General features: G+C 65.1%; 23 protein-coding genes and 1 tRNA gene. 13 read left to right on the forward strand and 11 right to left on the reverse strand.

Annotated features, from left to right (window positions below):
* Nucleotides 1–75 precede the first annotated feature (75 nt).
* The 3 genes from AB0L70_RS07490 to AB0L70_RS07500 are packed head-to-tail and all read left to right on the forward strand — an operon-like array spanning nt 76 to nt 3,180.
* A complete protein-coding gene (locus AB0L70_RS07490; RefSeq protein WP_363681098.1) occupies nt 76–1,350 on the forward strand; it encodes an extracellular solute-binding protein in 1,275 nt (424 codons plus the stop codon).
* The gene (locus tag AB0L70_RS07495) at nt 1,347–2,285 is read left to right on the forward strand and encodes a sugar ABC transporter permease (RefSeq protein ID WP_363681100.1); all 939 of its coding nucleotides are present in this window, start codon (nt 1,347–1,349) and stop codon (nt 2,283–2,285) included. The genes AB0L70_RS07490 and AB0L70_RS07495 overlap by 4 nt, the downstream gene beginning before the upstream one ends.
* A complete protein-coding gene (locus AB0L70_RS07500) occupies nt 2,278–3,180 on the forward strand; it encodes a carbohydrate ABC transporter permease (RefSeq protein ID WP_363681102.1) in 903 nt (300 codons plus the stop codon). The genes AB0L70_RS07495 and AB0L70_RS07500 overlap by 8 nt, the downstream gene beginning before the upstream one ends.
* A gap of 267 nt (nt 3,181–3,447) precedes the next feature.
* Here the strand turns inward: AB0L70_RS07500 and AB0L70_RS07505 are convergent, their stop codons facing one another.
* Complete coding sequence (locus AB0L70_RS07505) at nt 3,448–3,993, reverse strand: TetR-like C-terminal domain-containing protein (protein ID WP_363681104.1); 546 nt, start codon at nt 3,991–3,993, stop codon at nt 3,448–3,450.
* Nucleotides 3,994–4,527 (reverse strand): GNAT family N-acetyltransferase, encoded by a 534-nt coding sequence (locus AB0L70_RS07510; RefSeq protein ID WP_363681106.1) that lies wholly within the window; start codon nt 4,525–4,527, stop codon nt 3,994–3,996. It abuts the gene before it with no gap.
* Nucleotides 4,528–4,744: 217 nt separating this feature from the next.
* Between AB0L70_RS07510 and AB0L70_RS07515 the strand changes: the two genes are divergently transcribed.
* The 3 genes from AB0L70_RS07515 to AB0L70_RS07525 are packed head-to-tail and all read left to right on the forward strand — an operon-like array spanning nt 4,745 to nt 7,960.
* A complete protein-coding gene (locus AB0L70_RS07515; RefSeq protein ID WP_363681109.1) occupies nt 4,745–5,530 on the forward strand; it encodes a nitroreductase/quinone reductase family protein in 786 nt (261 codons plus the stop codon).
* Between the two features lie 29 nt (nt 5,531–5,559).
* The gene (locus AB0L70_RS07520) at nt 5,560–7,104 is read left to right on the forward strand and encodes a LuxR C-terminal-related transcriptional regulator (protein WP_363681111.1); all 1,545 of its coding nucleotides are present in this window, start codon (nt 5,560–5,562) and stop codon (nt 7,102–7,104) included.
* A gap of 55 nt (nt 7,105–7,159) precedes the next feature.
* Complete coding sequence (locus AB0L70_RS07525) at nt 7,160–7,960, forward strand: class I SAM-dependent methyltransferase (protein ID WP_363681113.1); 801 nt, start codon at nt 7,160–7,162, stop codon at nt 7,958–7,960.
* Here the strand turns inward: AB0L70_RS07525 and AB0L70_RS07530 are convergent.
* The 4 genes from AB0L70_RS07530 to AB0L70_RS07545 are packed head-to-tail and all read right to left on the reverse strand — an operon-like array spanning nt 7,928 to nt 11,762.
* Nucleotides 7,928–8,419 carry a nucleotidyltransferase family protein gene (locus AB0L70_RS07530; protein ID WP_363681115.1) on the reverse strand — a complete coding sequence of 164 codons (492 nt, stop codon included), beginning with the start codon at nt 8,417–8,419 and terminating at the stop codon, nt 7,928–7,930. The genes AB0L70_RS07525 and AB0L70_RS07530 overlap by 33 nt on opposite strands.
* Nucleotides 8,416–8,706 (reverse strand): hypothetical protein, encoded by a 291-nt coding sequence (locus AB0L70_RS07535; RefSeq protein WP_363681118.1) that lies wholly within the window; start codon nt 8,704–8,706, stop codon nt 8,416–8,418. Before AB0L70_RS07535 ends, AB0L70_RS07530 begins: the two co-directional genes overlap by 4 nt.
* Before the next feature lie 30 nt (nt 8,707–8,736).
* Nucleotides 8,737–11,067, reverse strand: coding sequence for an FtsX-like permease family protein (locus AB0L70_RS07540; RefSeq protein ID WP_363681120.1), 2,331 nt, complete (start codon nt 11,065–11,067; stop codon nt 8,737–8,739).
* A complete protein-coding gene (locus AB0L70_RS07545) occupies nt 11,064–11,762 on the reverse strand; it encodes an ABC transporter ATP-binding protein (protein ID WP_363681122.1) in 699 nt (232 codons plus the stop codon). Before AB0L70_RS07545 ends, AB0L70_RS07540 begins: the two co-directional genes overlap by 4 nt.
* 138 nt (nt 11,763–11,900) lie before the next feature.
* Here AB0L70_RS07545 and AB0L70_RS07550 point away from each other — a divergent pair, with 138 nt between their 5' ends.
* The 5 genes from AB0L70_RS07550 to helR all read left to right on the forward strand — a co-directional run bounded on the left by AB0L70_RS07550 (nt 11,901) and on the right by helR (nt 17,965).
* The gene (locus AB0L70_RS07550) at nt 11,901–12,695 is read left to right on the forward strand and encodes a histidine kinase (protein WP_363681124.1); all 795 of its coding nucleotides are present in this window, start codon (nt 11,901–11,903) and stop codon (nt 12,693–12,695) included.
* Complete coding sequence (locus tag AB0L70_RS07555; RefSeq protein WP_363681126.1) at nt 12,692–13,348, forward strand: response regulator transcription factor; 657 nt, start codon at nt 12,692–12,694, stop codon at nt 13,346–13,348. Before AB0L70_RS07550 ends, AB0L70_RS07555 begins: the two co-directional genes overlap by 4 nt.
* 66 nt (nt 13,349–13,414) lie before the next feature.
* Nucleotides 13,415–14,278, forward strand: a complete 864-nt coding sequence (locus tag AB0L70_RS07560; protein WP_363681128.1) for a class I SAM-dependent methyltransferase — start codon at nt 13,415–13,417, stop codon at nt 14,276–14,278.
* 25 nt (nt 14,279–14,303) lie between these two features.
* Nucleotides 14,304–15,620, forward strand: a complete 1,317-nt coding sequence (locus AB0L70_RS07565; protein WP_363681130.1) for a hypothetical protein — start codon at nt 14,304–14,306, stop codon at nt 15,618–15,620.
* Nucleotides 15,621–15,805: 185 nt separating this feature from the next.
* A complete protein-coding gene (gene helR / locus AB0L70_RS07570) occupies nt 15,806–17,965 on the forward strand; it encodes an RNA polymerase recycling motor ATPase HelR (RefSeq protein ID WP_363681132.1) in 2,160 nt (719 codons plus the stop codon).
* Here helR and AB0L70_RS07575 read toward each other — a convergent pair.
* Both AB0L70_RS07575 and AB0L70_RS07580 read right to left on the reverse strand, forming a co-directional pair.
* The gene (locus tag AB0L70_RS07575; protein WP_363681134.1) at nt 17,960–18,811 is read right to left on the reverse strand and encodes a nucleotidyltransferase domain-containing protein; all 852 of its coding nucleotides are present in this window, start codon (nt 18,809–18,811) and stop codon (nt 17,960–17,962) included. The genes helR and AB0L70_RS07575 overlap by 6 nt on opposite strands.
* Nucleotides 18,808–19,302 (reverse strand): GNAT family N-acetyltransferase, encoded by a 495-nt coding sequence (locus AB0L70_RS07580; protein ID WP_363681136.1) that lies wholly within the window; start codon nt 19,300–19,302, stop codon nt 18,808–18,810. The genes AB0L70_RS07575 and AB0L70_RS07580 overlap by 4 nt, the downstream gene beginning before the upstream one ends.
* A gap of 103 nt (nt 19,303–19,405) precedes the next feature.
* Here AB0L70_RS07580 and AB0L70_RS07585 point away from each other — a divergent pair, with 103 nt between their 5' ends.
* Nucleotides 19,406–19,807 carry a VOC family protein gene (locus AB0L70_RS07585; RefSeq protein WP_363681138.1) on the forward strand — a complete coding sequence of 134 codons (402 nt, stop codon included), beginning with the start codon at nt 19,406–19,408 and terminating at the stop codon, nt 19,805–19,807.
* Between the two features lie 372 nt (nt 19,808–20,179).
* On the opposite strand, the gene AB0L70_RS07590 is transcribed toward AB0L70_RS07585, so the two are convergent.
* Together AB0L70_RS07590 and AB0L70_RS07595 are read right to left on the reverse strand one after the other, a co-directional pair.
* Nucleotides 20,180–20,593, reverse strand: coding sequence for an ASCH domain-containing protein (locus AB0L70_RS07590; RefSeq protein ID WP_363681140.1), 414 nt, complete (start codon nt 20,591–20,593; stop codon nt 20,180–20,182).
* Between the two features lie 5 nt (nt 20,594–20,598).
* On the reverse strand, nt 20,599–22,074 hold the full coding sequence (locus AB0L70_RS07595; protein ID WP_363681142.1) for a hypothetical protein: 1,476 nt from the start codon (nt 22,072–22,074) through the stop codon (nt 20,599–20,601).
* 383 nt (nt 22,075–22,457) lie between these two features.
* Here AB0L70_RS07595 and AB0L70_RS07600 point away from each other — a divergent pair, with 383 nt between their 5' ends.
* Nucleotides 22,458–24,119 (forward strand): DUF6119 family protein, encoded by a 1,662-nt coding sequence (locus AB0L70_RS07600; protein WP_363681144.1) that lies wholly within the window; start codon nt 22,458–22,460, stop codon nt 24,117–24,119.
* A gap of 307 nt (nt 24,120–24,426) precedes the next feature.
* Here the strand turns inward: AB0L70_RS07600 and AB0L70_RS07605 are convergent.
* Nucleotides 24,427–24,514: transfer RNA gene (locus AB0L70_RS07605), tRNA-Ser, on the reverse strand.
* Between the last annotated feature and the right edge of the window lie 96 nt (nt 24,515–24,610).

The raw sequence follows: 24,610 nt of genomic DNA on the forward strand, positions 1-24,610 counted from the left end.
GACGAGGAAAGCCCTTTCCCATACTTTCGCTGCACTTGGGGATGACCCAGGTCGAGTAGCGAAGGAGTTCCCCCTGTGAGACGCGCCGTGGGACTGACCCTGCTGGCGGCCGCGCTGAGCGTGGTGGTCAGCAGTTGTGGCAACGGGGTGATCGACAAGAGCACCGACGGGGTGCCGCCGGCTGAGGCGACCGGGACCCTACGGGTGCTGCTCCCGTCGTTCCCGCCCAGTACGAAGGGGCGGGAGGAGTTCCAGAAGGTCGTCGACGACTTCCAGAAGACCTATCCGAAGATGAAGGTCGAGCCGGACTTCGCGACGTACAACAACCTGAACGAGAAGCTGTCGACCTCGATCGCGGCCGGTATCCCGTACGACGTGATGGTCACCGGCGTCGGCTGGATCCAGCCGTTCGCCTCCAAGCGGATCTTCGAGGACCTCGGCAAGTACGGCGTGACGCCGGACGTGATCAAGGAGAAGAGTACGGCGGCGCTGATCCCGGCGGCGACGTACGACGGCAAGCTGTACGGCTACCCGCTGATCGCCGACACCCGCGCGGTCGCGCTGCGCAAGAGTGCGTTCCGCGAAGCCGGACTGGATCCGTCCAAGCCGCCGACGTCGCTGGCCGAGATCAAGGTGGCGGCCGAGAAGCTGACCAAGCGGGACAAGGACGGCAACATCACCCGGAGCGGGTTCGATCTCGCCTCCGCGACCGGTTTCCGGCAGTCGTTCGTCACGTTCCTGGCCTCGACCGGTACGCCGCTCTACGTCGGCGGCGAACCGAACTTCGACAACAAGGCCGGCCTGGACACGCTGCTGTGGATCAAGTCGATGATCAACAACGTCCAGCCCTACGGTCAGACCAACGCCGCCCAGCAACCGCTCGTCTACAGCGGCGAGGCCGCGATGGGCATCGTCGGTGGCGCGGTCGACTGCTCTGAGAAGGGCATCGGCCAGAAGAACTGTGACGACCTGGAGTTCTTCCGCTTCAACAGCGGCAAGCAGATCGAGTACGTCGGTGGCGACCTGGCCTCGATCGGGTCCCGCAGCCGGCACAAGGACGCGGCCTGGGCCTTCATCCAGACCATGACCAAGCCGACGACGCTGGACGCGATGGCCAAGCTGAACAAGAAGGTCCCGGCCTACAAGGACGCCGCCAACTCACCGCAGGCGAAGTCGAACCCGTTGAGCAAGTTCGTCGCCGAGGGCCTGGTGTACGCCGCCAACGAGAACGAGGTGCCGTCCAACTGGCTCGAGATGCGCGGCAACTTCGACATCCAGCTCACCCAGGCGGTCCTCGGACAGAAGGATCCCGCCAAAGTGCTGCACAACCTGGCAGGACAGTCCCGATGAGCACAACTCTTGAACGTCCAGCACTGGACTCTTCCCGCAAAGTCGCTCCGTCCAAGGACAGCCGCACCCTGATCCGCAGTCAGGTCCGGGCCGGCTGGACCCTGCTCACCCCCGCGCTGCTGCACTCCGCGATCTTCATCGTGATCCCGGTGATCTCTGTGCTGGTGCTCAGCCTGACCGACTACAGCTTCGGTGACACCTGGTCGTGGGTGGGCTTCGGCAACTACTCCGAACTGTTCCGTGACGTCGACTTCCTGGCGTCGCTGTGGCACACCGTGCTGTACGCGATCGTGGTGATCCCGATCTCGATGGCGATCTCGCTCGCGGTCGCGATCGGCCTGAACCAGAAGATCAAGGGCATCGGCTTCTTCCGGACCGCGTTCTACATCCCGACGGTGACCGCGACGGTCGCGATCGCCACCATCTGGCTGTGGATCTACAACCCGGGCTCGGGTCTTGCGAACGGATTCCTCAGCCTGTTCGGCTTCGCGCCGAACCGCTGGCTGGCCGATCCGGCGACCGCGCTGCCGTCGCTGATGGTGGTCGGGATCTGGCAGGGCCTCGGCACCAAGATCATCATCTACCTGGCCGCGTTGCAGGGCGTCTCCCGCGATCTGCTCGAGTCGGCCGACCTGGACGGCGCCAGCCGCTGGCAGAAGTTCCGCAACGTGACCTGGCCGGCGCTCGGTCCGGTGCAGTTCTTCGTGCTGATCACCTCGATCGTCGGCACCTTCCAGGTCTTCGACCTGGTCTACGTGATGACCCGGGGTGGGCCCGGCAGTGAGACGCGCGTACTGGTGCTGGACATCTACCAGAACGCGTTCCAGGACCTGAAGCTTGGCTACGCGTCCGCCGAGACCGTGATCATGATGGTCGTGATCGCGTTGTTCATCGGGGTCGGGCGCCTGATCCAGAGGGCGGACACCAATGACTAGCGCCACGTTGCCGGCGGTCGCGTCCCGCAAACCGTCGGCGGTCCGGCCGGGCCGGATCCTGTTGTACGTCGTATTGATCGTCGGCGCACTGCTGATGATCACGCCGTTCCTCTGGATGGTGCTGACCGCGTTCAAGAGCGACCTGGAGATCCTGAAGTTCTCCTGGTTGCCCGGGGAACTGCGCTGGCGCAACTTCTCCGAGGCGATGCAGACCGCGCCGTTCCTGCGGTACTTCCGCAACAGCGCGTTCATCGCGATCGGGGAGACGGCGTTCACGCTCGCGGTCTGTACGACGGCGGGCTACGCGCTGGCGAAGATGCCGTTGCGCGGCGGGAAGATGCTACTGAACTACTTCATCCTGCTGCTGCTCGTGCCGTTCCAGATCATCCTGGTGCCGTTGTTCATGATCGTGAAGTCGATCCCGCTGTTCGGCGGCAACAACATCCTCGGCCACGGCGGTATCGGCTGGCTGAACTCCTGGTGGGGGCTCATCATCCCGCTGGGTGCGGCGCCGCTGTTCACCTTCCTGGCCCGGCAGTTCTATGTGTCGCTGCCGGACGAACTGGCCCAGGCGGCCCGGGTGGACGGGCTCGGCGAGTTCGGCATCTTCTGGCGGATCATGACGCCGCTGATCAAGCCGGCCCTGATCACGATCTGCGTGTTCCAGATCGAGGCGGCCTGGAACGGGTTCCTCTGGCCACTGATGATCACCACGTCGGACACGATGCGGCCGCTGCAGTTGGGGCTGGCGATCTTCTCGCAGAACCCCGCGGAGATCCAGTGGCCCTACCTGATGGCCGGTACGGCGCTGGCGACCCTGCCGATGATCGTACTGTTCGTCTTCGCCCAGAAGTGGTTCGTCGAAGGAATGGCGAACGTGGGCATCAAGGGCTGATCAGCCACCTGCCCGAGAATCCTCGAACAGGTGCTCACCCCGCCCCGGGTGAGCACCTGCGAGGCCCCCTCCACACTCGGTGGTCCCGAAGAAACACCGGAGCGTCCCACTCGGCCCCCCGCTGGGACGCTCGAACCTTTTATCGTCACAGCGTGTCCGCCGTTACAGCATTCCTGAGTTTTTTTCGCTAGTTCCTCAACGCATTTCTGCAACACCTTGCCGAAATGAGGGTTTGGCTGCGTTTCGCAGGGCGCTGATTACGGTGAGTCAGCTCAGGTGGACCTGGACGACGTGGCGGACCATCGGGGTGAGGTCGGTGGTGCCGAGGAGCTCCAGCGCGTTGGTGGCGCGGAGCGTGGCCAGGCCGTGGATGTTGGTCCACAGGGCGGTCGCGCGTTGTTTGGCGTCGCCCGGGTGAACCTGGCCGACGAGATCGGTGAAGACCTGGAAGAGCGGGAGCGAGGTCGCCCGAAGGTTGCCCCCGGCGCCGGCCAGCAGGTCGTGGCGGAACAGGAGCTCGAACATCCCGGGCCGCTCGGCCGCGAATCGCAGGTAGCTCTGCGCGGCCTCGACCAGCAACTCCGCCGGTTCGCCTGTCGATCCCGGCTTCATCCGCTCGGCGAGGTCAGCCAGCCCGGTCGCGGCGATGGCGGCGAGCAGCGCGTTATGCGTCGGGAAGTACCGCCGCGGCGCACCATGAGACACCCCGGTACGCCGAGTGATAGCCCGTAGGCTGAGTTCGCCGAGTCCTTCCTCCTCGAGGAGCTCGACACCTGCCTGAACAAGGCGGTCGCGCAGCGGGAGGCTGGTCATCTAGACATTGTCTACGATCTCCTTCCGCATCAGCGCCGCACTCCAGCTGATGTCGCCGAGTACCGGGACGTCCATCCGCTCGACCAGCTCGTAGCCCATTGACCGCCGGAGGGCCTCGCTCGGCGGCGTACACATCGCCTCGAATCGGCGGAATCCCGCGATTGCCGCCGCGGTCTCGGTCACCTGGGCGAGGAGCCGGGCGAAACCACGGCGCGTCCACCGCGGATCGACGTACGTCGCCCGCATGGTCGCCGTACCCGGGTCGGTCGTGTGGTCGCTCACCGCGCCAGGGGGATGGAACGTGCCGCGGTGGCTCCATCCACTGCCGCCGACGATGCTGCCGTCGACCTCGATCACGTAGTACGTGCCGTCGGCGATCAGCTCGGGCTCGACCTGGTAGAGCTGCGTCTGCTCGCCGGCCGCGAGCTGGGCCGGCGAGTAGTAGTCGGTCAGCATCTTGGCGACCGCCCGCTCGGCGAGGGCGTGGATCGCCGGTACGTCGGTGGCATCGGCCGCGCGAATCGCCAGTTTCATACCCGCCGCTACGAACGCACTTGGTTGACCGGTTCGCGTTGGTAAGATTTCGAACGTGACTGCCGGGTCGGCCTTTGGCCATGCACGAGTTGGGTGCCCGGGCGCGTTCTGAGCGCCGGGCGGGCCGTTCGAGGCCCACCTACGTTTCCTCTTGATCTGCGAGCTTTCCGGCAACCACTCATGAGAGAAGCGAACCCTGAACGATTTCACCGCACAGTTGATCAAGGAATTCCGGGCGAACGACGGCAAGGTCGGCGCGCCCTTCGAAGACGCCAGATTGTTGCTACTGACAACCACCGGCGCCCGCTCCGGCCGTGAGCACACGACGATCCTGGGCTACTACCCGGACGGCGACCGTACGCTCGTCGTCGGCTCGGCCGGCGGCAGTCCGAAGCACCCGGACTGGTATCACAACGTCGTCGCCGATCCACAGGTCAGCGTCGAGAACGGCCTGTTCACCTATCCGGCCACCGCAGTCGTCCTGAGCGGAGCCGAACGCGACGAGGTGTTCGCCCGGCTCGTCGAGGCGGACGTGGGCTGGAGCGACTACGAGACGAGCTCCGGCCGGACCCTCCCGGTCGTCGCACTCGTCCCGAGGCCGGGCCCACCCGGTGACGGCCGCGGCTCGGTGGCCGAGTTCCTCCAGCGCATCCACACCGCCTTCCGGCGCGAACTTGCCTTGATTCGCAAGGAAGTCGCGGCCTCGGGCACCCTCGGCGCTCAGCTCCGCGTCAACTGCCTGACCATGTGCCAGGGCCTCCACTACCACCACACCGGCGAATCCCAGGGACTGTTCCCTGCCATCGCCGCGGAGCATCCCGAGCTGGCCGACCTCATTACGACTCTGGACACCGAGCACGAGCAGATCGCTGTACTGCTGGCCGAGCTGGAAGAAGTGGTCGCGACCCCGGCCCCCGACCTCCTGTCCAAGGTCGACCACCTGATCGCGCTCCTCACCGCCCACCTGGACCGCGAGGAGGCCGAACTACTGCCGTACCTCTGACCTCTTGCTTCCGGCCGGGACGCCGGAACATGATCCAGCCGGTGAGGACGTCGTACGACGAGTTCCTGGCCGCCGGCCGGGCTGCGCTGTCACGCGGAGCCTGGTCGGTCGCCCGGGTCGCGTTCGAGCAGGCGCTTCCGTCGCCCGAGGCCTTCGAGGGGTTGAGTTGGGCGGCCTGGTGGCTTGAGGACGTGCCGGCTTGTCTGGATGCCCGGGAGCAGGCTTATCGGCTCTATCGGAAGGCCGATGACGCGCGGGGTGCGGGTCGGCTGGCGTTGTGGCTGGGCGACGATCACAACGAGTTTCGGGGCGCCGGAGCGGTGGCCGAGGGCTGGTTCAACCGGGCGGCCCGGCTGCTCGACAGGCTGGAGCCGTGCCCGGAGCAAGGCTGGATGACGGTGTTCGATGCGCATGGCGCTCTCGGTCGGCATGACACCGGTCGTGCGCGGGAACTCGCCGTACAGGCGCGGGAGCTCGGGCGTCGGCTTGGTGCGGTGGATCTGGAGATGTTCAGCCTGGCCACCGAGGGGCTCGCGTTGGTTGAGGAGGGTGCCGTTGAAGCGGGGATGCGGTGTCTTGATGAGGCGACGGCTGCCGCGCTCGGCGGGGAGTTCGAGAATCTGGCGCCGGCTGCGTGGACGTGTTGCCGGCTGATCTCAGCCTGCGAAGAGATCCGGGACTACGAGCGCGGTGTGCAGTGGTGCCGGCAGATCGAGGACTTCAGCCGGCGGATGGAGGCGCGGTTCGTCACCGGCGTGTGCCGGGCGCACTATGCGGCGATTCTCAGCTGGCATGGGGATTGGGACGCCGCCGAGTTGGAGCTGACCGCGGCTTGTGACGATCTGACCGTGAAACGGCCCTACTGGCGGGCCGAGGCCGTCGTACGGCTGGGGGACCTGCGTCGGCGGCAGGGTCGGCTGGCTGCGGCGGAGTCTCTGTTCAACGAGGCGCCGTGGCATTCGGTGGCGCAACGTGGTCTGGCGGAGCTCGCGCTGGATCGGGAGGACCCGGCTGCGGCTTTGGCGATGCTGGAGCGGATTCTGCGGCGGATCCCCGGGGCGGGCTCGGTCAATCGGGCCTGGCCGCTCGAACTGCTCGTGCGGGCGGAACTCGCGCTGGGCGACTACGTATCGGCCCTGACCCATCTGACCGAGTTCTGCTCGATTTCTGCGCGCGTGGGTACGCGTCCGCTGCGTGCGGCGGCACGGTTCGCCGAGGGGCTGTACGCCGCCGCTCAGGATGACCACGAGAAGGCCTGCGACTGCTTCGAAGACGCTATCGACCTGCTTGAGCCGGTCGCACCCCGTGAGGCGGTACGGGCCCGGGTGGAACTCGCGCGAAGCCTGGACGCGCTCGGGCGGACGGTTGTGCCCGTGGCTGCAGAGGTCCTGAGTGCTCGGCAGCTCGACGTACTGCGGTTGGTCGCCGACGGCCTGGGTGATCGGGAGATCGCCGCCCGGCTGGTGATCAGCGAGCACACCGTGCATCGGCATGTGGCCAACATCTACACGCGGTTGAGCTGTTCGACGCGGGCAGCCGCGGTGGCCCAAGCGACGCAGCGTGGGTTGCCGTAGAGGATGGCCTGTTCAGGCGATGTGCGCGGGGCCAGTGCGGTTGATGCTGGCGGACATGGAGCTGTTGGAGCAGTACAAGGAGTCGGTGCGGACCACGTGGAGCACTGGGGACTACGACGCGATGATGCAGACGGAGGGGCTGTACGAGGTCGGCCCCCGGTTGGTGGACGCGCTGGGTGTGCAGGCTGGTGAAGAGGTCCTGGACGTGGCGTGCGGGACGGGAAACTTGACGATTCCGGCGGCGCGAACCGGCGCTCACGTCACTGGGCTTGATCTGACCCCGGCCATGCTCGCTCGTGCGGCAGAGCGGGCGGACGGACTCGCGGTCGAGTGGGTCGAGGGCGACGCGGAAGACCTCCCCTTCGCGGACGAGAGCTTCGACGTCGTGCTCTCGGCCTTCGGCTGCATGTTCGCGCCCCGCCACGAGGTGGTTGCCGATGAGCTTGCCCGCGTCCTCCGGCCGGGCGGGCGGTTGGGGGTGAGCGCCTGGACACCAGAAGGCGCGATCGGCGAGTTCTTCCGCGTGGTCGGCGGCTATCTGCCACCCAGCCCGTCGTACGTCGATCCCCCTCTGGCCTGGGGCTCAGAGGACAGCGTCCGAGAACTGTTCGAAGGCACCGGCATCGCCCTCGAGTTCACCCGGGAGGAGTGCCTGATCCACCACGCGACACCCACAGACGCAGTCGACTGCTACGCGACCTTGTTCGGCCCGGTAGTCCTCGCCCGCCAATCTCTCGGCGAAACCTGGCCGGCCCTCCGCCAGGACCTCACCACCCTCTTCAACCGCTACTACGAGACCGAAGTGCGCATGCCGGCCGAGTACCTAGTCATCAAGGGACTTTCGAACAAGTCGTAACAGCTCGAGGTCGTGGTGGTCCTGGGGTCTTAGGTTGTAGCCCTGGTGGGTGTGGAGTTGGGTTTCTAGGGGGAGGCAGCGCACTGGGCGGCCGGCGATGTGGCCGTCCGTTGGGGGTGGGATGTAGTAGGTGTTGCCGTCGAAGTCGGTTTGTTGAGTGCCGCCACCTGGGACTGGTGTGCTGGGGTGCAGGTCTACTCGGTGGCCTTCCGAGTGGGTCAGTTGGACAGTCACCTCGACGTACCGTGCGTCCGTCAGTTCATAGCCGACGCCGGCCAAGACCTCGACGGCTGCGTCGAGCTGCGGGCGGAGCACGCCTAGATCGAGATCACCGTGCTCTCGGGTTTGCCGGCCGACCAGAGCATCCACTGCCCAGCCGCCGTCGACCCAGACCTCGATTCCCTTGTCAGACAGGAGATCCAGTAACTCGAGCGCGCGCTCCGCCGTCATGATCGTCATCGGACGACCTCGTAGCGCAGGCTGAGGACACCGTCTGCCGCCGGAAGCTCCAGCGGCCTGGCATCCTCGGTGACGAAGGTCCCGCTGCCCTCGAGGATCGCCGTCGGCGAGTACAGCTCGTCCAAGAGCGCCGTACGCGCGGACTCCACCGCGTCGGCGCCCGCGGGTTTCAGCGACCGCCAGACCCGCCCGGCCTCCTCCGACAGCAGCAGCCGGTCACGCCCCAGCGTCACCCGCCCGTCCACCGAAGCCGTCACCGACACCACCACCCGCGCCCGCTCACCCATGCCGGAATGTCTATCAACGGCCACCGACAGTTATTCGTTGTGCAGAACTTCGGCGATGGTCGCGTGGGCCGCGGAGCGAGCGGGGACGTACGCGCCGGCGGCCGAGATGATGATGCCCGCAAACACCAGGATGGCCAGGAGATACCAGGGGAAGACGTCGAGCATGAAGTCCGGGATCTCCACCTGCGCGCCGTTGGCCATCGCCGGTACGACGAGCCTGTGCGCGAGGATGCCCAGCGGGATCCCCAGGAGGCCGCCGATCGCGCCGAGGGCGGCCATCGAGGTGACCACCATGATGGTGACCTGACCGGGTGTCATCCCGATGGACTTCAGCATCCCGAGATCGCGGCGACGTTCCCGCGTGTTCAGTACGACGGTGTTGAACACACCCAGCGCAGCCACGGTCCCCAGCATCAGCGTGAGCAGGACGACAGTCGCCAGCACGATCGCGACGAAGGTCCCCGCGTCCTGGCCCGGCGTCTGCTCCAGGCCAGGGTCCTTGGCCTGCACTGCCTTGACGAACGCGTCCAGATTCGTCCCTGGCTTGACGTTGACCTCATAGAGGTTCGCCCGCTTGTCCGGTGCGATCTGCGCGAGCGTCTGCCAGTTCGACAACACCTCGTCGCCTGAGTTGTACAGCGCCTTCCCGACGATCTTGACCTGGACACTCTTGCCCTGTGCTTGCAAGGTGATGGTGTCCCCGATCGCCAGCCCGCGCTGTCGGAGGAACCGCTCCGACACGACCACCTGGCCCGGTCCGTCAAACCACTGCCCCGCCAGGATCCGATAGCCCAGCTGCTGATAGTCCCCGCGATAGAACGAGACCCGCAGCTCGGTCTGTGTCCCGGGCAACCGCATCGGCAGGTCGGTGCTCGCCGTGACCGATTCCACCCCCGCAGTGGAACGCAGCAGCGCCTCGTCCTGCGCGTCACTCAGCTGGGCGGCGGGTGGCGCGTCAGGATCGGCAGGTCCCGGCGTCTCCTCCGCGGAGCGTCCGAACAAGGTCAGATCGACCGCATCGACCCGACTCGCCGCGGTCTGGTAGGTGGTCAACGATTTCCCGAGGCCCACCGCCAGCGTCACACTCGTGACCCCAAGTACCACTGCCGCCAGCGTCAACGCCGTACGCGCGGGCCGGGCGAACGGAAGCCCCAGGCCCAGACTCAATGCCCTCGGCAACCGAGTGCCGCTCAACCACCGCTGCACCTTCAGCCCACGCCCTGCCCGCGGCGCACTACCCGCGCTGATCGCCTGCGCAGCCGACAGACTCCGCGCCCGCATCGCAGGCAGCAGTGCCGACAATGCCACCAGAGCAGGTACGCCGAGCAGCGTGGCCACATCGACCCACACCGGTACGCCGACCCCGCCGGCGCCGTAGTTCTCGAAAGCCCTTGTCAGCAAGGAGGTTGCGAGCACATTGCCCAGCACAGTACCGATGGCACACCCGACAATCGCGGGCAGGGACACCATCGCCACATAGACCGTCATCACCTGCGACGGAGTGAACCCCAGCGCCTTCAGTACGCCGATGTGCTTGAAGCCGGCCACCACCGCACCACTGACCACGTTGGCGACGATCAGAACCGCCACTGCCAGCCCGAGCCAGCCGAACACCATCAGGAACGGCACAAACGTGTTCGGCTCACCAGCCGCCATCTCTCGCAGCGCAAGGTACGACTGCGTGCCCACCAAGGCACCGGACGGCAGACCGCTCGTCACAGCGGACTGTCCAGCAGCCACCTGCGCGGTGGTCGCCGCCTGCGCGAACCGGTACAGCATCTGCGTCGACGTCGGCTTCAGCGCGGTCATCTGGGCCGGCGTGACCCACGCATCGGCGGACTGGCTCACGCTGTACGCGAACCCGACGATGGTGAGCTGTTGTCCGCCCACTGTCACGTTGGAGGTCAAAGTGGGCGCACCAGGGCCCTCAGAGGCGATCGGGTTCCGGTTGATCACGATCTCGCCCGGTTTGTCCGCCCAGCGCCCCTTCCACACGTTCAGGCGGTCGACGGCGCCGCCGGGATCCGCACGACCCACAGTCACCAGGGACAGCGGGACGCCGTTCATCCGCGTGTTGCCCAGGTTGAGCGTGGCCATGCCGAACGGTCCGGCCACGCCTGCGGCGTTCTGCGCGGCCTCGCTGAGTTGGGCATCGCTGACCTTGCTCCGGTCGTACGACGCCGTCAGGTGGGCACCGCTCTGCCGTGAGTACGCCTGGTCGAAGGGCCCGCTCGATGCGGCCAGCAGGCCCAGTGCGACGACGATCATCGTGGTTGAGAGCAGTACGACGACACCGATCACCAGAGTCTGGACGCGGCGCCGTCGTACCGCTGCTCGCGAGACCGGCCACACGGCGTTCACGACGTACGCTCCAGGCTGCGCTCACCGGCGATCTGCCCGTCCACGAACTCGACCACGCGGCTGGCGCAGCGCGTTGCGAGTTGCTGGTCGTGCGTCACCAGGAGCAGCGTCTGGCCGATCTGGTTGAGGTCCAGCAGCAGGTCCATCACCTGTTCGCCGGCCTTGGTGTCCAGTGCGCCGGTCGGCTCATCAGCCAGGAGGACTGCGGGGCGGTTCATGAGTGCTCGGGCCACTGCGACCCGTTGGCGCTCTCCACCGCTCAGCTGGGCCGGGTAGGTGTTCCGGCGGCCGGCGATGCCGAGCTCGTCGAAGAGTTCGAGGGCGCGCTTGCGGGCGTTCGAGGACGACGTACCGGTCAGCTGCGCGGCCAGTGCGACGTTGTCGAGAGCGGACAGGTCGTCCAGCAGGTTGAAGAACTGGAAGATCATCCCGATCCGCCGGCGCCGGTACAGCGCCAGGCCCTTCTCGTCCAGCGTGCCCAGGTCATCACCGTGCACCACCACCGACCCCGACGTCGGCCGGTCCAGCCCGGCGACCATCGAGAGCAGAGTGGACTTGCCACTGCCGGACGGCCCCATCACCGCGACTGCCTCACCGGCGTGGATCTCCAGCGACACCCCATCGAGTGCGACGGATTCGCCGTACTCCTTGCGTACGGCGGTGAGCCGTACGACCGCCTGTCCGTTACCTGTCATGCCGATCACGCTAGGGCCGGTCACCCGCGCCGGGCGTCAGCCTGCCGACGTACTGTCCGTGCGCGGTCATCCTGGAGATGTACGGCGTGCCCCGAGCGGATGATGCGCAATCCGGAACGCCCCTGGGACAGTGGTTCCGTGGACACGATCTGGCTGCTCGTCGCCGTGGTGGCGTGCCTGGCCGCGGTGACGCTTGCAGTGGCGTTCATTCGCGCGCGACTGTCCCACACCCGTGCGCTGGAGGAACGCGGCTGGCTGCTCGAGCGCGAGCGGGAGAGTGCCGCGCGGAACGCAGTCGACGCCGAGCGGGCCAGGATCGCCCACGATCTGCACGACATCGTCAGCCACAACGTCAGCGTCATGGTCATCCAGGCCGGTGCGGCGCGGCATGTACTCGAGACGGAGCCGGACCAGGCGGAGGCTGCCTTGCTCGCCGTAGAGGCGGCCGGGCGCGACACGATGGCTGAGCTGAGGCATCTGCTCGGACTGCTTGCGCCACAAGGCACTGGGGAGGACGAAGAACTCTCCCCACAGCCCAGTCTGAGTCGGCTGAGCCCGTTGATCGACCGGATCGCGTTCGCTGGGTTGCCCGTGGACGTGCGGATCTCGGGGGAGCCCCGACCACTTCCGACCGGCGTCGACGTCACGGCGTACCGGATCATCCAGGAGGCGCTGACCAATGCGCTCAAGCATGGCGACGGTGTGAAGGCCGAGGTGACAGTGCGGTACGCCGACCACGCGCTGCGGGTGGAGATCCTGAACACCGGTCCGAGCGTGCTGACCGGCGGCCGGACGCCGGTAGCGTCCGGTGAGGGCCGTGGACTGCTCGGACTGCGGCAGCGGGTGGCTGTGTACGGCGGTGACCTCGATGCGCGGCGCCGGCTGGGTGGGGGCTTCCGGGTACGCGCGAAGATCCCACTGGAGCGCCCGTGACGCGGGTAGTCATCGCGGACGATCAGGCACTGGTCCGCACGGGCTTCCGGATGATCCTGACCGCGCGTGGCATCGAGGTTGTGGCTGAAGCGGCCGATGGGGTCGAGGCCGTCGACGCAGTACGCCGGCTGCACCCTGACGTCGTACTGATGGATATCCGGATGCCCACAATGGACGGTCTGGAGGCGACGCGCCGCATTCTGGCCGAGCCGACGAGCTGCCGGGTCCTGATGCTCACGACCTTCGACCTGGATCGCTACGTGTACGCCGCCCTGTCCGCCGGGGCCAGCGGGTTCCTGCTGAAAGACGTCACCCCGGAGCACCTCGCTGCGGCGGTCCGGCTGGTCACGACCGGGGACGCTCTGCTCGCTCCCTCGATCACCCGCCGGCTCGTGGAGCGATTCGCCGTACCTGCGCCGAACCAGCCGGCGGTCCATCGCGATCTGGCCGCGCTGACGCCCCGGGAGCTCGAGGTGCTGACCTTGATGGGACACGGGCTGTCGAATGCGGAGCTCGCGACCGAACTCACGCTCAGTGAGGCTACGATCAAGACCCACGTGGCCCGGATCTTCGCCAAACTGACACTCCGTGATCGTGCGCAAGCGGTCGTACTCGCGTACGAAACCGGGCTGGTGGCCCCCGGGGACCGGTAAACCATTGCTTGGTTGCTGCAGAATCAATTAGATTTCGCGAACCTTCCAGACCGGGGGACCTTACTGATGGCGTCGTGCATTCTCTGCGGTGAGACGGGAGCGTTCCGGCCACGCGGTGCGAAGGGCGGCTACTCGATCGAGGAGTGTCCGGCGTGCGGACTGGTGCAGCTGGTGCCGACGCCGACCGCCGAGACGTTGCGTGCGCTCTACGAGGGCGACACGTACTTCGACGGCGAGGCCGGGACCGGCTACTCGGAGTACGAGGACCAGGAGCAGGAGTACCTCGCCACCTTCCGTGAGGACGTCCGCCGGATCCGCCAGTACATCCCGAGCGGCCGCATCCTCGAGGTGGGCTGCGGCTACGGCTACTTCCTGCAGGCCGCTCTGGACGCCGGGTACGACGCCTACGGCATCGACCTGTCGCCCGCAGCGGTCAAGTGGGCGGCCATGCGCCACCCCGGCCGGGTCTTCCGTGGCCTGCTCGAGGAGGTGCCCGAGATCCAGGACCAGCAGTACGACGTGATCTTCGGGTCGCACCTGATCGAGCACCTGACCGATCCGGGTGACCTGCTGGCCACAGCGTCCCGATTGCTCAAGCCGGGCGGTCTGATGGTCCTCGTCACGCCCAACATCAAGAGCCTGCTGTCCCGCGTGTCCGGCTCCCGCTGGGTCTCGTTCAAGATCCCGGAACACGTCAGCTACTACGACCCGGGCACGATCACCACCCTGCTGAACCGCAACGGTTACACGGTCCGCACAGTCGACAGCGCCTACCAGTACTACGCCCTGCCGTTCATCAGCACCCGGGTCCGCGAGCTCCTCGACCCGGTCTCCCGCCTGGTCCCGCCGATCGAGCGCTTGGGTTGGCTGCGCAAACGCAAGCTCCGGGTCACCAGCGGTTCGATGCGCGTCATCGCCTCCCGCGATTGACCCGTGCCCTCGGGACAATCGCGGGATGTTGATCAGCCGCCGTACGTTCGGGACGCTGGCCGGCGGCGTGGTACTCGGAGCGCTGGCCGGCTGTGGGAAGCCGTCGGGGCTGGAGTGGTTGCGTAGCCTCGACGGCGTCCAGAGCGCCGAGGTGGTCGACGACAGGATCGTGCTGACGGTCGTCGAACGGCTCGCGGACCCGGACCTCCGGGCGCTGGTCGAGAAGATCAAGCACGACTTCAGGACCTACGACGAGGACTACGACTCCAGCATCGAGCTGGCCGTCGACAGTCACCATGCCCGGATCTACCCCTCCCCGACCACGGAGGTCGATACGGACCTGGAGAGGGCGCTCTGGTTGCGAAAGGACGGTCGCGCGACGTCATCGACGTACGGCCCGTCCGGAATGGTTGTGACGGCGCCGGCATCGGTAGTGGGCGCCGTGGCACTCGGGTTCGACCAGGCGGTGCCGAGTCCGGGGGGCCGTTCCACGCACCGCGTGGAGTCTGCGGATCGACAGGTGGTCGTCCAGTGGGTCGACAGTCCCGGGCTCGGGTTCAAGCTCGACCGGGTGGCGGTCGGACGTTTCGCCGAGCTTCAGCGGCGCTACCCCGGGACGACCGGGTGGGTCGAGGGGCCGGACCGCCGGGCCGGCGTGTACTTCGCCACTGCGGACATCTCCCTGGACGCTCTGCTGGGGGCACTGCCGACCGGTCAGGTCTTCGGGAAGCTCGAGCTGGGCTGGGGCATCGCCTGTGCTCCGGAAGCCGACTTCCCCAAGGCGTTCACGCCGCGGGTACGAACGCTGACCGCGGCCCTCACGAAGGTCCCGGGCGTCACCAGGCTCGACATCGACTCGAGCGGACCGATCCGGGTGACCGTCAACGATCGCGCCGGCTACCTGGGCGCCATCTCGACCACCCGTGGCCTCGAGACGTACCTGCTGATCGAGCTGGTCCGAGCTCCTTCCCGGTACATCGGCCGCGCCGGCCGCTCGGTCTTCCGCGGCTCGAACAACGACAAGGGCGCCAAGTTCCGCCTCTATTCGGCTGTCGCCGCCAACGTCGGCGTCACCGAAGTCCAGCTCGGCGCGAACTACGGCAACCTCACGGTTGGCCACGACATCACCGACGCCAACCTCGCCGCGGCCCTGAACGTGATGGCCGCCGACCTCGACAATTTCGCTCTCTACGTGAGCCAGGACCCCGACACCCTCGACATCGCTGCCCTGGGCGAGGTGAAGAAGGGGACCTACATCCCCCCGAACCCCATCTCCCCAAAGCTCGACGCAGCCCTGATCCCCCGAGTCACCAAGGCCTGGAACAACCACACCGCCCGCTGAAACAGCCTCGCGCGAGGCCCTGTCGAGCAACCACGCAGGATTCCGGGCAAAAGAAAGGGCAAGGAGAAGTATCTCCCTGCCGTGTCTAACTTATATCGCAAGGGTGGGCTTGCCGCAAGGCCCAGGGGATGCTTCACAATCGTCGGCCGAGGCCAAAAACCTAGGACATGGGAGCAGCGCCGAAGATGTCTTTGCGAACGACCAGCAGCGCATTCGACCTTCCCGACCACCTCGCGGCCAAGGCTGACCAGGCCTTGATCGCGGCCGACGAGCAGCACTTCGCGGCCATCGCGAAGAGCCTCGAGCAGACCATCACCGAGCTCACGGAGCGGCTCGACGAAACCCGCAAGGCACCCGGCGGCTCCGGCCAGGAGGCGCTCGACCGGGACCTGGAGATCCACCGGCTCAGTTCCCGCCTGCGCACCCTCCGGCGCTTCGGCCTGGACCTGTGCCTCGGCCACATGGTCACCGACGACAACCAAGAGGCCGTGTACGTCGGCCGTCTGGGCCTCACGGACAGCGAGGGCAACCGGCTGCTGATCGACTGGCGCTCACCCGCGGCCGAGCCGTTCTTCGGCGCGACCCACGCCAACCCGATGGGCCTGGCCAGCCGCCGCCGGTACCGCTGGACCCGCGGCCGGATCAGCGACTACTGGGACGAGGTGTTCAGTTCAGACGGGTTCGAGGGGCACGCCGCCTCGCTCGACGACCAGTCTGCGTTCATCGCCAGCCTGGGGAGTACCCGGTCGCCCCGGATGCGCGACGTACTCGGAACCATCCAGGCCGACCAGGACGCGATCATCCGGGCCGGCTCCCGCGGTGCGCTCGTTGTCGACGGCGGTCCGGGTACGGGGAAGACGGTGGTCGCTCTGCACCGTTCGGCGTACCTGCTCTACTCCGACCCGCGCCTGGAGCACCGGCGGGGCGGCGTACTGTTCGTCGGCCCCCACCAGCCCTACCTGGCGTATGTGGCCGACGTACTGCCCAGCCTGGGTGAGGAGGGCGTGCAGACCTGCACTCTGCGGGACCTGGTCCCGGAGGGGTCCGCGGCGCCCAACGAGTCCGATCCGGACGTGGCCCGCCTGAAGGCGACCGCCGACATGGTGAAGGCGATCGAGCCGGCCGCAGCGCTGTACGAGGAGCCCCCGACCAAGGCGCTGATCGTCGAGACCGACTGGAACGACCTGTACCTCAGCGTGGCCGACTGGGCCGAGGCGTTCGAGTCAGTGGACGCCGGTACGCCGCACAACGACGCGCGCGACCTGGTCTGGGAGGAGTTGCTGACGATCCTCCTCGACAAGTTCGACGTGGACGACGAGGAGGTCTCGGAGGACGAACTGCGCCGGTCAGTCCTGGAGAACGAGCAACTCCGCGACACCTTCGACCGGGCCTGGCCACTGATCGAGCCGACCGACCTGGTCGCGGACCTGTGGTCTGTGCCCGCGTACCTGCGTCGGTGCGCGCCATGGCTCGACGCGGACGAGGTCCGCAAACTGCAGCGCGAGGACCCGTACGCGTGGACCGCCTCCGACCTGCCGCTGCTGGACGCCGCCCGGCAGCGGCTCGGCGACCCCGAGGCGTCCCGGCGCGAGCGCCGGCGCAAGGCTGCGGTCGCCGCCGAACTCGAGCAGCGGTCAGTGGTCATCGACCACATTCTCGAGTCCGCCGACGCCGACGATGCCTGGGCGCCGATGCTGCGTGGGCAGGACATCCAGCGCGCGCTGGTCGACGAGGCCGGGCTGCCGACCGTCGATCCTGACCTGCTGGCCGGCCCGTTCGCGCACATCGTCGTGGACGAGGCGCAGGAACTGACCGACGCCGAGTGGCAGATGTTGCTGCTCCGCTGCCCGTCCGGCAGCTTCACCATCGTCGGCGACCGGGCGCAGGCCAGGCATGGGTTCACCGAGTCGTGGCAGGAGCGGCTGGAGCGGATCGGGCTCGACCGGATCAACATCGCCACGCTGACCATCAACTACCGCACGCCCGAGCAGGTGATGACAGAAGCCGAGCCGGTCATCCGCGCCGTACTCCCGGACGCCAACGTGCCTACCTCGATCCGCGTCGGCGACCACCCCGTGTTCCACGGCTCTACTGTGGACCTGCCCGACATCCTCGAGACCTGGCTGGCCAAGCAGGATGACGGAATCGCTTGCATCATTGGCGATCCGACGTACGAGTCAACGGCCCGCGTCCGCTCGCTCACCCCGGTCCTGGCGAAGGGTCTCGAGTTCGACCTGGTCGTCCTCATCAACCCTTCCACCTTCGGCGAAGGCATCGAAGGCGCAGTGGACCGCTACGTCGCCATGACCCGAGCCACCCAACAACTCGCGATCCTGACTTCATGAGTTGGGGTGCCGGGTCTGGTTCTCCTCGTTCCAGTGATCGAGGTTCCAGGCCCGGCCCGGCTCGTCATGCGAGCGGATGAACGCTTCGCCGATGGGGTCGGTGCCGTAGGTGCCGTCTGCTTGCAGGTGGGCTTGTAGCTGACCGAAGAGGTCACGTAGCGCGGTCGCCCGTTTGAGGTACGCCGCTTTCGAGTGGCCGTCGGCGATGGCGGCGTACTCGAGTCCATTCGGGAGCCAGGGGAGGGCGAGGAGTGCGGTCATTTCGCGGTTGCGCCAGATGCGCCAGCGGCGGTTGGCCGCAAACAGTCCTTGGACCAGGTAGCCGTACGCGGCTTGCAAGCGATCGTGGGCGACCAGCGGGTCGAGCGTCTCCCACCGCTGCTCGACGTCGCGCTCGTCGAGGTGCTGGTCGAGCCAGGTGATCGCCTCGTCGAGCTGGGCGATCCGGTGCTCATCGTCGTACGTCGAACGCTCGGCGATGAGCCTGGTCACCTCACCATCACGATCGAACGCGACCCAGCCGGCGGCAAGCTCGGCCCGCATCGGCTCCGACCACTCCGCTGTGCGCCACCGCTGCAGGTCATACCGATGAAAGTCGAGCTGGATTCCTTCGACGTCACTGAAGATGCTGTGGAACGTGTCGTCGTCCTGGCGCCAGATCGCCTCGGCCGGCACCAGATAGTCATCGTACGGCTCGAGAAAGATCGCCACGTCGATGTCCGACCCAACATGCGCCGTACCGGCCGCGACGCTGCCAATCACCACTACGGCCTTCACCGCGTCGTGTTGCAGCAGGCGGCGCTCGATGAACTGCTTGACCTGTTGGCGCTTGACCTCAGTGCTCATAGTGCCTTGGTGAACATGAGGGTCGCGCTGTCATCGTTCCGAACCATCTCACCCGGCGGCACCTGCTTACCGTCGTAAATCAGCCCGCGCCCATCCGGGACGTACCCGCGCCGCACATACATCCGCTGAGCCGTCCCGTAGTCGGCGTACAGCCCCACGCCGATCCCGACCACCTCCGACCGCTCAGCCACCCGAGCCTCGGCCGCATCCATCAGCCCGTTGCCAATCCCCCGCCGCCGAAACTTCGGCAACACATTGAAGTCCGAAATCTCCGGGATCCCGTTGAACGGCTCGTACGGCGACACCCAATACACAGTCACGTATCCCGCGAACTCCCCGTCCACGCTCGCCACCAACACATCCCGCACCCCGGCCACCTGCTCAGCCAAGTACTTCTCATACTGCCGAACCGGCTTGTCCCACCCAATCGCGGTGAACGCCTCCGAGATGACCTCCGGATCCCCCTCCCGCAACGCCCGAATCGCAACCACAAGACCCTCCCCAGCCAGCACCAAGTCCCCGCAGGCTAGCCCGCCCAACCACACAAATAGCCTCCACCCCTGTAAGAACGGGCAGCGGGGGTACGGTCTTCGCATGACAGGACCGCGGATGCGGATTGGGGCCGTCACGATCTCGGCGGCACCGGCTCCGCAAGCAGGGGAGTTGGCCAGGTTCTACGAGCGCCTGCTCGGCTGGCGGATTGTCGACGAGGGGCCGCGGGGCGGTTGGGTCCAGCTCCAGCCACCCGAGGGTGACCCGGACCGAACGCTGCTCGGCATCAACATCGAGTCAGACCAGGAGCACGAGCGCCCGGTCTGGCCAAGCAAGCCCGGTGCCCAGAACGCGACCATGCACCTCGACATAGGCGTAGACGACCTAGAGAAGGCAGTCGAGTGGGCCCTCCAAGCAGGCGCGACCCTCGCCGAAGACCAGCCCCAGGACCACGTCCGAGTAATGCTGGACCCCCACGGCAACCCCTTCTGCCTATGCCGCTGACACCACAGCCGGCCCGGTCCCGCTGACACACGAAAGGCCGGCCGCACCAGCGACCGGCCTTCGTTCTGTTCGTCCCTGTCAAGCACAAAGCTGCGCTCTGACCTGCGGGTTTTCTCTGGCGGAGGATACGAGATTCGAACTCGTGAGGGGTTGCCCCCAACACGCTTTCCAAGACCGCAATTCGACGTTCGCTCATGATCCGGACCGATGCCTGAGCGCCGACGATCGCGGACCTGAACCTTGGCGAACGATCTCGGACGGTCGCGGATGAGACCCACTTTGAGACCCTCGGACACGTCTGCGGATCCGCGCCGCCCGTCGTGTTCCAGCGGGTCTTATTGATTGGAAAACACGGCGGCGGCGCTCCTACGACTAACTTGCGACTGCCTGCTGAGGCGAGGTGCCGGACATAGCCACTGAACTCTGCCGAGCATCGAGATATTGATAGCTCTGAGGAGGGCGAGTGAGACCCAAACCACTGAGCGTCAGAGGAGTTTCTAGCGGCTGGACTCTTGCTACTTCGATTCCAGTTCCGCAGGTTCGTCCGTGATAATACTGAAAGAAGCGTTGCCTGGAAATTCCCGCGACCTTGCCAAATCTGCGCCAGAGTCGGGCTGGCGACTCGGTCACTTGCCGCCGAACTTCAAAGATGCCAACAATCGCGGAAACGGGCTGAGTCACATAGATCACGACATGCGTCACATCTGGAGCAACTGGTCGCTTTCGGAATTCGACCGTCTTTTCGCCACTCAGGATCGCATCCGCGAACTCCTGGTGTATCGACATGAGAGCTACCCGGCCAGTATGGTGCGAAGCCACTGAAACCCATCCCCTTCGCGTATCCTCATGATACTTTGTGGAGATCTTGCCATAACTCGGTGGCGAATCAATGCATTCATCGTCAATGGCGTGTCGAGGACTCTGTCGATCCGGAATCGGATTGCTAATACCTGGCCCCGAGAGCACATATCGGATACTTCGCGCGGCGTGTATACGGTGCGCCGTCCCGTGTATTCGAGAATTTGTACTGGGTCGGATGTTATCAGCGTCGACTCTACGACGCCGACAGCTCGGACTTGCTGGCGTACGCGGGTTTTGTAGAACAGTAGCGTGTCTCCAGGCTGCAACTGTCGACTAGGTGACAGACAGAGGTACGCCTTGCGCATTGCATTCCCGTGATCCGTCAGCCCCGGTGCGAGAATAGGCTGCTCGTCGGCCATGGGAAACAAGCTGGCGTGCCAGGTCGGGATGATCGGAACCATGAAGATGCGCTCTGGTCGCAAATTTCCCGGACCGTAGAGGATTTGGTATTCCAGCGCCGAGGCTGCGCTTGAGTCCTCGGGTGGGACGAGTTCTTTCGCAAATATCTTCTCTCCCGGGCGAGGTGTGGTCCCATCGATCTCGTTGAAACCGAAGGCTCGGAGGAGTGCAGTTAAGGTTTCCTCGTGAGTGAATGCTTCGATGAAGATAGTTCGATAAGGACGGCGTCTTGCAAATTGGAAGATCGCCCATAGTAGGAGCTCGCCTCTCTTTACTCCCCGGGCGGCTTCAGCCACTTTAAAGGTGCATATCTTTAGGCTTGGCGTGGCCAAACCCCACGACTGTTCACGTTCCTCATTCAAGATGGCGATAGCCTGCAGACCGTCGTCGTCTTGGATCACCAGGCAGGGGCGATGTTCCGGACCGACCTTCCCTTTTAGCCAGCGCTTGATGTCGTAGGACGTGTCGAATGTGGAGAAGACTGGGTCGTTTGGATCGAGCTGGAAGCCTTTTACCTCCTCGACGGCGGGAATGTCGATGGGCTGGGATATTTGGAGACGTAAGACGCTGAGAGCGTCGGCAAGGGTGAAGATCTGATCTGACAATCCCAGTGTTGCGGCATGCGAGTGCATGCCGCCGTCGTCCGTCACCAGCCACTGAGCGGCGCCCCGCTCCAGTGCGAGCAGGAGGGTCATGTCGACCCACGCCGAGGCTCCGAGGTTCGGCGGATAACCAGCACGGCGCCGAAAATCGCCCGGGACCCTTATCGCGTCGAGAACGTGGTAGCGCTCGACCTGCCATCGGCGTCGCAGCCTGTGTGCGGAATCTGCGTGGCGGTTGAAGTCATCATGAATGGTGCTCGCTACACACACGGAGTGGCCGAGTTGGGCAGTTAGGCGGAGAAGCTCACTCGCATCCTCGGCTCGTGGATGCCTCGGTTCTGTATCGCTTTCAGCCGCGATGAAGACGTTCGTATCGAGCAGGATTCGGATCGGCGCAGCAGTCACGTAGCCACCTCCTCCCCGCAAGCTCTTCGCCGCGCGGCTAAAGCCCCTATCGGAGCCGTGTACCTGCCATCGTGTCCTCTATTCGCGGTGGCCGCGAGCCTTTAGCGAGTCTCAGCACTGTGCGCGGATCGCGAGCCATTGGCCAAGGGGTCTCGGTGATCTTCCTTGAGTGCATCAGGACGGGTCGTGATCGGGCTATGAACCGCGCTGACAACCTCTGCAGCAGTGCGGCGGTTGCCGGGCTAAGCCGACTGCTGCTAAGGGACACGTCTGATGGGGGGCACTGCTGCACTGGGGCGGCGGCGATTCCCTGGGATCTAGTCATGACCCAGAGAAACTGCTTAACTCTGTGTGATTGACGGCTCGCCGCATCGAGCGAGTCGATGAGCGTTGGGGGGCCAATGCGGCTAAATATGTACCTGCTTCGCAAGGACGCCAAAGGGGATAACAGTGTTATTCGCACTAAAGCGAAAGTAAAAACCCTGACTTCCAGAACCAATGACCTGAATATCGCAAAGATCTTTCTGATCGAGGGCGATTCGAAGCCGCCAAAGTGGCTGGCCGACCTGGATCAGGTGGCCATGGCGCACGCAGGAGACAAAAAGTATTCGAGTCTCAGCCTGGGGGCGGTAATACTGGTTTCCGCTGCTGATCGCCTCGTGGCGGTTACTTTCGGAACAGGCTTTCATGTTCTCGAGCCCAGCTTCGTCGAACGCGGATTTGGGTTGAAGGTAACCGCGAACATCATTGCTGCCGACAAGATCAAGAGTGTCCAGACCCGAGGCATAGCCAGCAATTCGCGCGATCAGTACACCATGCTTCCAGTCGATGGGGAGTTCTCTGATCTCAATGTAGAGGTAGATGAAGAATGGTTGAGGCAATTGTCAGGAAAGGCGACAGACAAAGGCTTCGCCACCACCGTCGCCGGGGCAGACTCCCTCAGGATAGCGGTGCCTGATTTTCCGTTGACGCAGATAACCTCGAAAGTGGAGAGTGTTCTAGCGGTCTACGCGAAGGATGACTATAAGAAGAATTTTGCCTTCCTCGACCAGATAACTCCGCTTGACAAGAAGGATCCGCTGATCGAAAAGCTTGATGATGAGGTCGTCAAGCTCCTACGGAGCGGGTCGGACAAGCTTGCCTTCTCTGCGCCCGACCCATTCGATCAAGCGAATCTCGACCATTATGAGCTGGCATGTGGCCGTCAAGGACGGTTTGTTCTAGGGAGCTTGGATAGTGAACCGGTGATGAGCGTTGTTGCCGGACTTCATAGCAACAAAAACCCGCTGACGGATATCGATATATATGCCTTGACTGAGGATGATAAGCCAGTCGATCGAGTACATCCTCTGAAGTCTTATGTAATGGCTGAGATTTCCAACGGAGGCTCGGACTACCTCTTGTCTGCAGGGCTGTGGTTTGAGATTCAGAAAGAATTCAGGAAGGAGGTGAACGCGAAAATCGCTTCGATCGAAGATATCACCGATGAACTTGCCCTGCCCGTTTGGGATGTGAGCGCTCTCGATGACGACCCATCGGACGACACAATCGAAGGGTCGTACAACAAAATGGTCTCGGACAAGAAGGCTTACGGCCTACTTGACAAAGATCTCGTCTATTTTGCGCAGTATGAAAAGCTGGAGATCTGCGACTTACTCACGCCGAAAGCGGAGCTTCTCTGCGTAAAGGCAGCCTCAAACTCCCCAAGCCTCTCGCATCTTGTCGCCCAGGCTATAAATAGCGCGAAGGCGTGGGGAGACGAGAAGTACCAGAGCAAACTGAGTGATGTGTGGGAGACGATCCGTCCCGGCGATCCTATCCCTGACCGTGGGGACGTGACATTCGTTCTGGCGATCGCCACCGATAAATCAGGCCCGCTGAGCAAAAGTCTCTTTTTCTTCACGAAGGTTCAGATCGCGTATTGCCTGAAGGAGATTAGTCGCTCTAGCTTCGGGGTCGCGCTGGCTCGGATCAACGTGAAGCCGGGTGTAGTCATTAAGAAGAAGCGCAAATCAACGAAAGAGAACTCGCCTGCAGGCGAGTAGAAGGCGGACCTCTCGGGGCATGGTCAAGCGGTATCAGCACGTCACTGCGCCGGTCCGTATGGACGTTTGCCGAACGCGTCGGTGGACTGCTCTGGGCAGCCACCGAAGCGAGGGACGACGACCCGGGCGAAGCAGCCGGTGGGGTCCTCGTGCCTGTCTGAGGGGGCTGTTGAGACCCTCGTTGAGCCCCTGGGACATGAAGAGGGGCCGGACGCTCAGCATCCGGCCCCTCTGATATTCATGCCTCCACAGATCCTAACCACGCCCTGACCTGCGGAAGCGTGGTGCCTGCTTGCCTCTAGGAGACTGGCGGAGGATACGAGATTCGAACTCGTGAGGGGTTGCCCCCAACACGCTTTCCAAGCGTGCGCCCTAGGCCTCTAGGCGAATCCTCCAAGCGGAGAGGATACGCGAGGTGGCGGGGGAACCTGAAATCGGGGGCGCGAAGCCTGGTGGGGCGTCCTGGGTGCTGCTTATTGGGCTGCTGGGGG

It is taken from the genome of Kribbella sp. NPDC051952 (assembly GCF_040680855.1).
Classification (GTDB): Bacteria; Actinomycetota; Actinomycetes; order Propionibacteriales; family Kribbellaceae; genus Kribbella.

Excerpts from the sequence above, each read along its gene's own strand:
- AB0L70_RS07535 (WP_363681118.1), bottom strand. The coding sequence starts at position 8,706 with ATGGGTGAGCGGGCGCGGGTGGTGGTGTCGGTGACGGCTTCGGTGGAC.
- helR (WP_363681132.1), top strand. The coding sequence starts at position 15,806 with ATGTCTTTGCGAACGACCAGCAGCGCATTCGACCTTCCCGACCACCTC.
- AB0L70_RS07600 (WP_363681144.1), top strand. The coding sequence starts at position 22,458 with ATGAGCGTTGGGGGGCCAATGCGGCTAAATATGTACCTGCTTCGCAAG.
- AB0L70_RS07545 (WP_363681122.1), bottom strand. The coding sequence starts at position 11,762 with ATGACAGGTAACGGACAGGCGGTCGTACGGCTCACCGCCGTACGCAAG.
- AB0L70_RS07530 (WP_363681115.1), bottom strand. The coding sequence starts at position 8,419 with ATGACGATCATGACGGCGGAGCGCGCGCTCGAGTTACTGGATCTCCTG.
- AB0L70_RS07590 (WP_363681140.1), bottom strand. The coding sequence starts at position 20,593 with ATGTCGATACACCAGGAGTTCGCGGATGCGATCCTGAGTGGCGAAAAG.
- AB0L70_RS07495 (WP_363681100.1), top strand. The coding sequence starts at position 1,347 with ATGAGCACAACTCTTGAACGTCCAGCACTGGACTCTTCCCGCAAAGTC.
- AB0L70_RS07560 (WP_363681128.1), top strand. The coding sequence starts at position 13,415 with ATGGCGTCGTGCATTCTCTGCGGTGAGACGGGAGCGTTCCGGCCACGC.
- AB0L70_RS07525 (WP_363681113.1), top strand. The coding sequence starts at position 7,160 with ATGGAGCTGTTGGAGCAGTACAAGGAGTCGGTGCGGACCACGTGGAGC.
- AB0L70_RS07510 (WP_363681106.1), bottom strand. The coding sequence starts at position 4,527 with ATGAAACTGGCGATTCGCGCGGCCGATGCCACCGACGTACCGGCGATC.
- AB0L70_RS07500 (WP_363681102.1), top strand. The coding sequence starts at position 2,278 with ATGACTAGCGCCACGTTGCCGGCGGTCGCGTCCCGCAAACCGTCGGCG.
- AB0L70_RS07520 (WP_363681111.1), top strand. The coding sequence starts at position 5,560 with ATGATCCAGCCGGTGAGGACGTCGTACGACGAGTTCCTGGCCGCCGGC.
- AB0L70_RS07585 (WP_363681138.1), top strand. The coding sequence starts at position 19,406 with ATGACAGGACCGCGGATGCGGATTGGGGCCGTCACGATCTCGGCGGCA.
- AB0L70_RS07575 (WP_363681134.1), bottom strand. The coding sequence starts at position 18,811 with ATGAGCACTGAGGTCAAGCGCCAACAGGTCAAGCAGTTCATCGAGCGC.
- AB0L70_RS07505 (WP_363681104.1), bottom strand. The coding sequence starts at position 3,993 with ATGACCAGCCTCCCGCTGCGCGACCGCCTTGTTCAGGCAGGTGTCGAG.
- AB0L70_RS07565 (WP_363681130.1), top strand. The coding sequence starts at position 14,304 with ATGTTGATCAGCCGCCGTACGTTCGGGACGCTGGCCGGCGGCGTGGTA.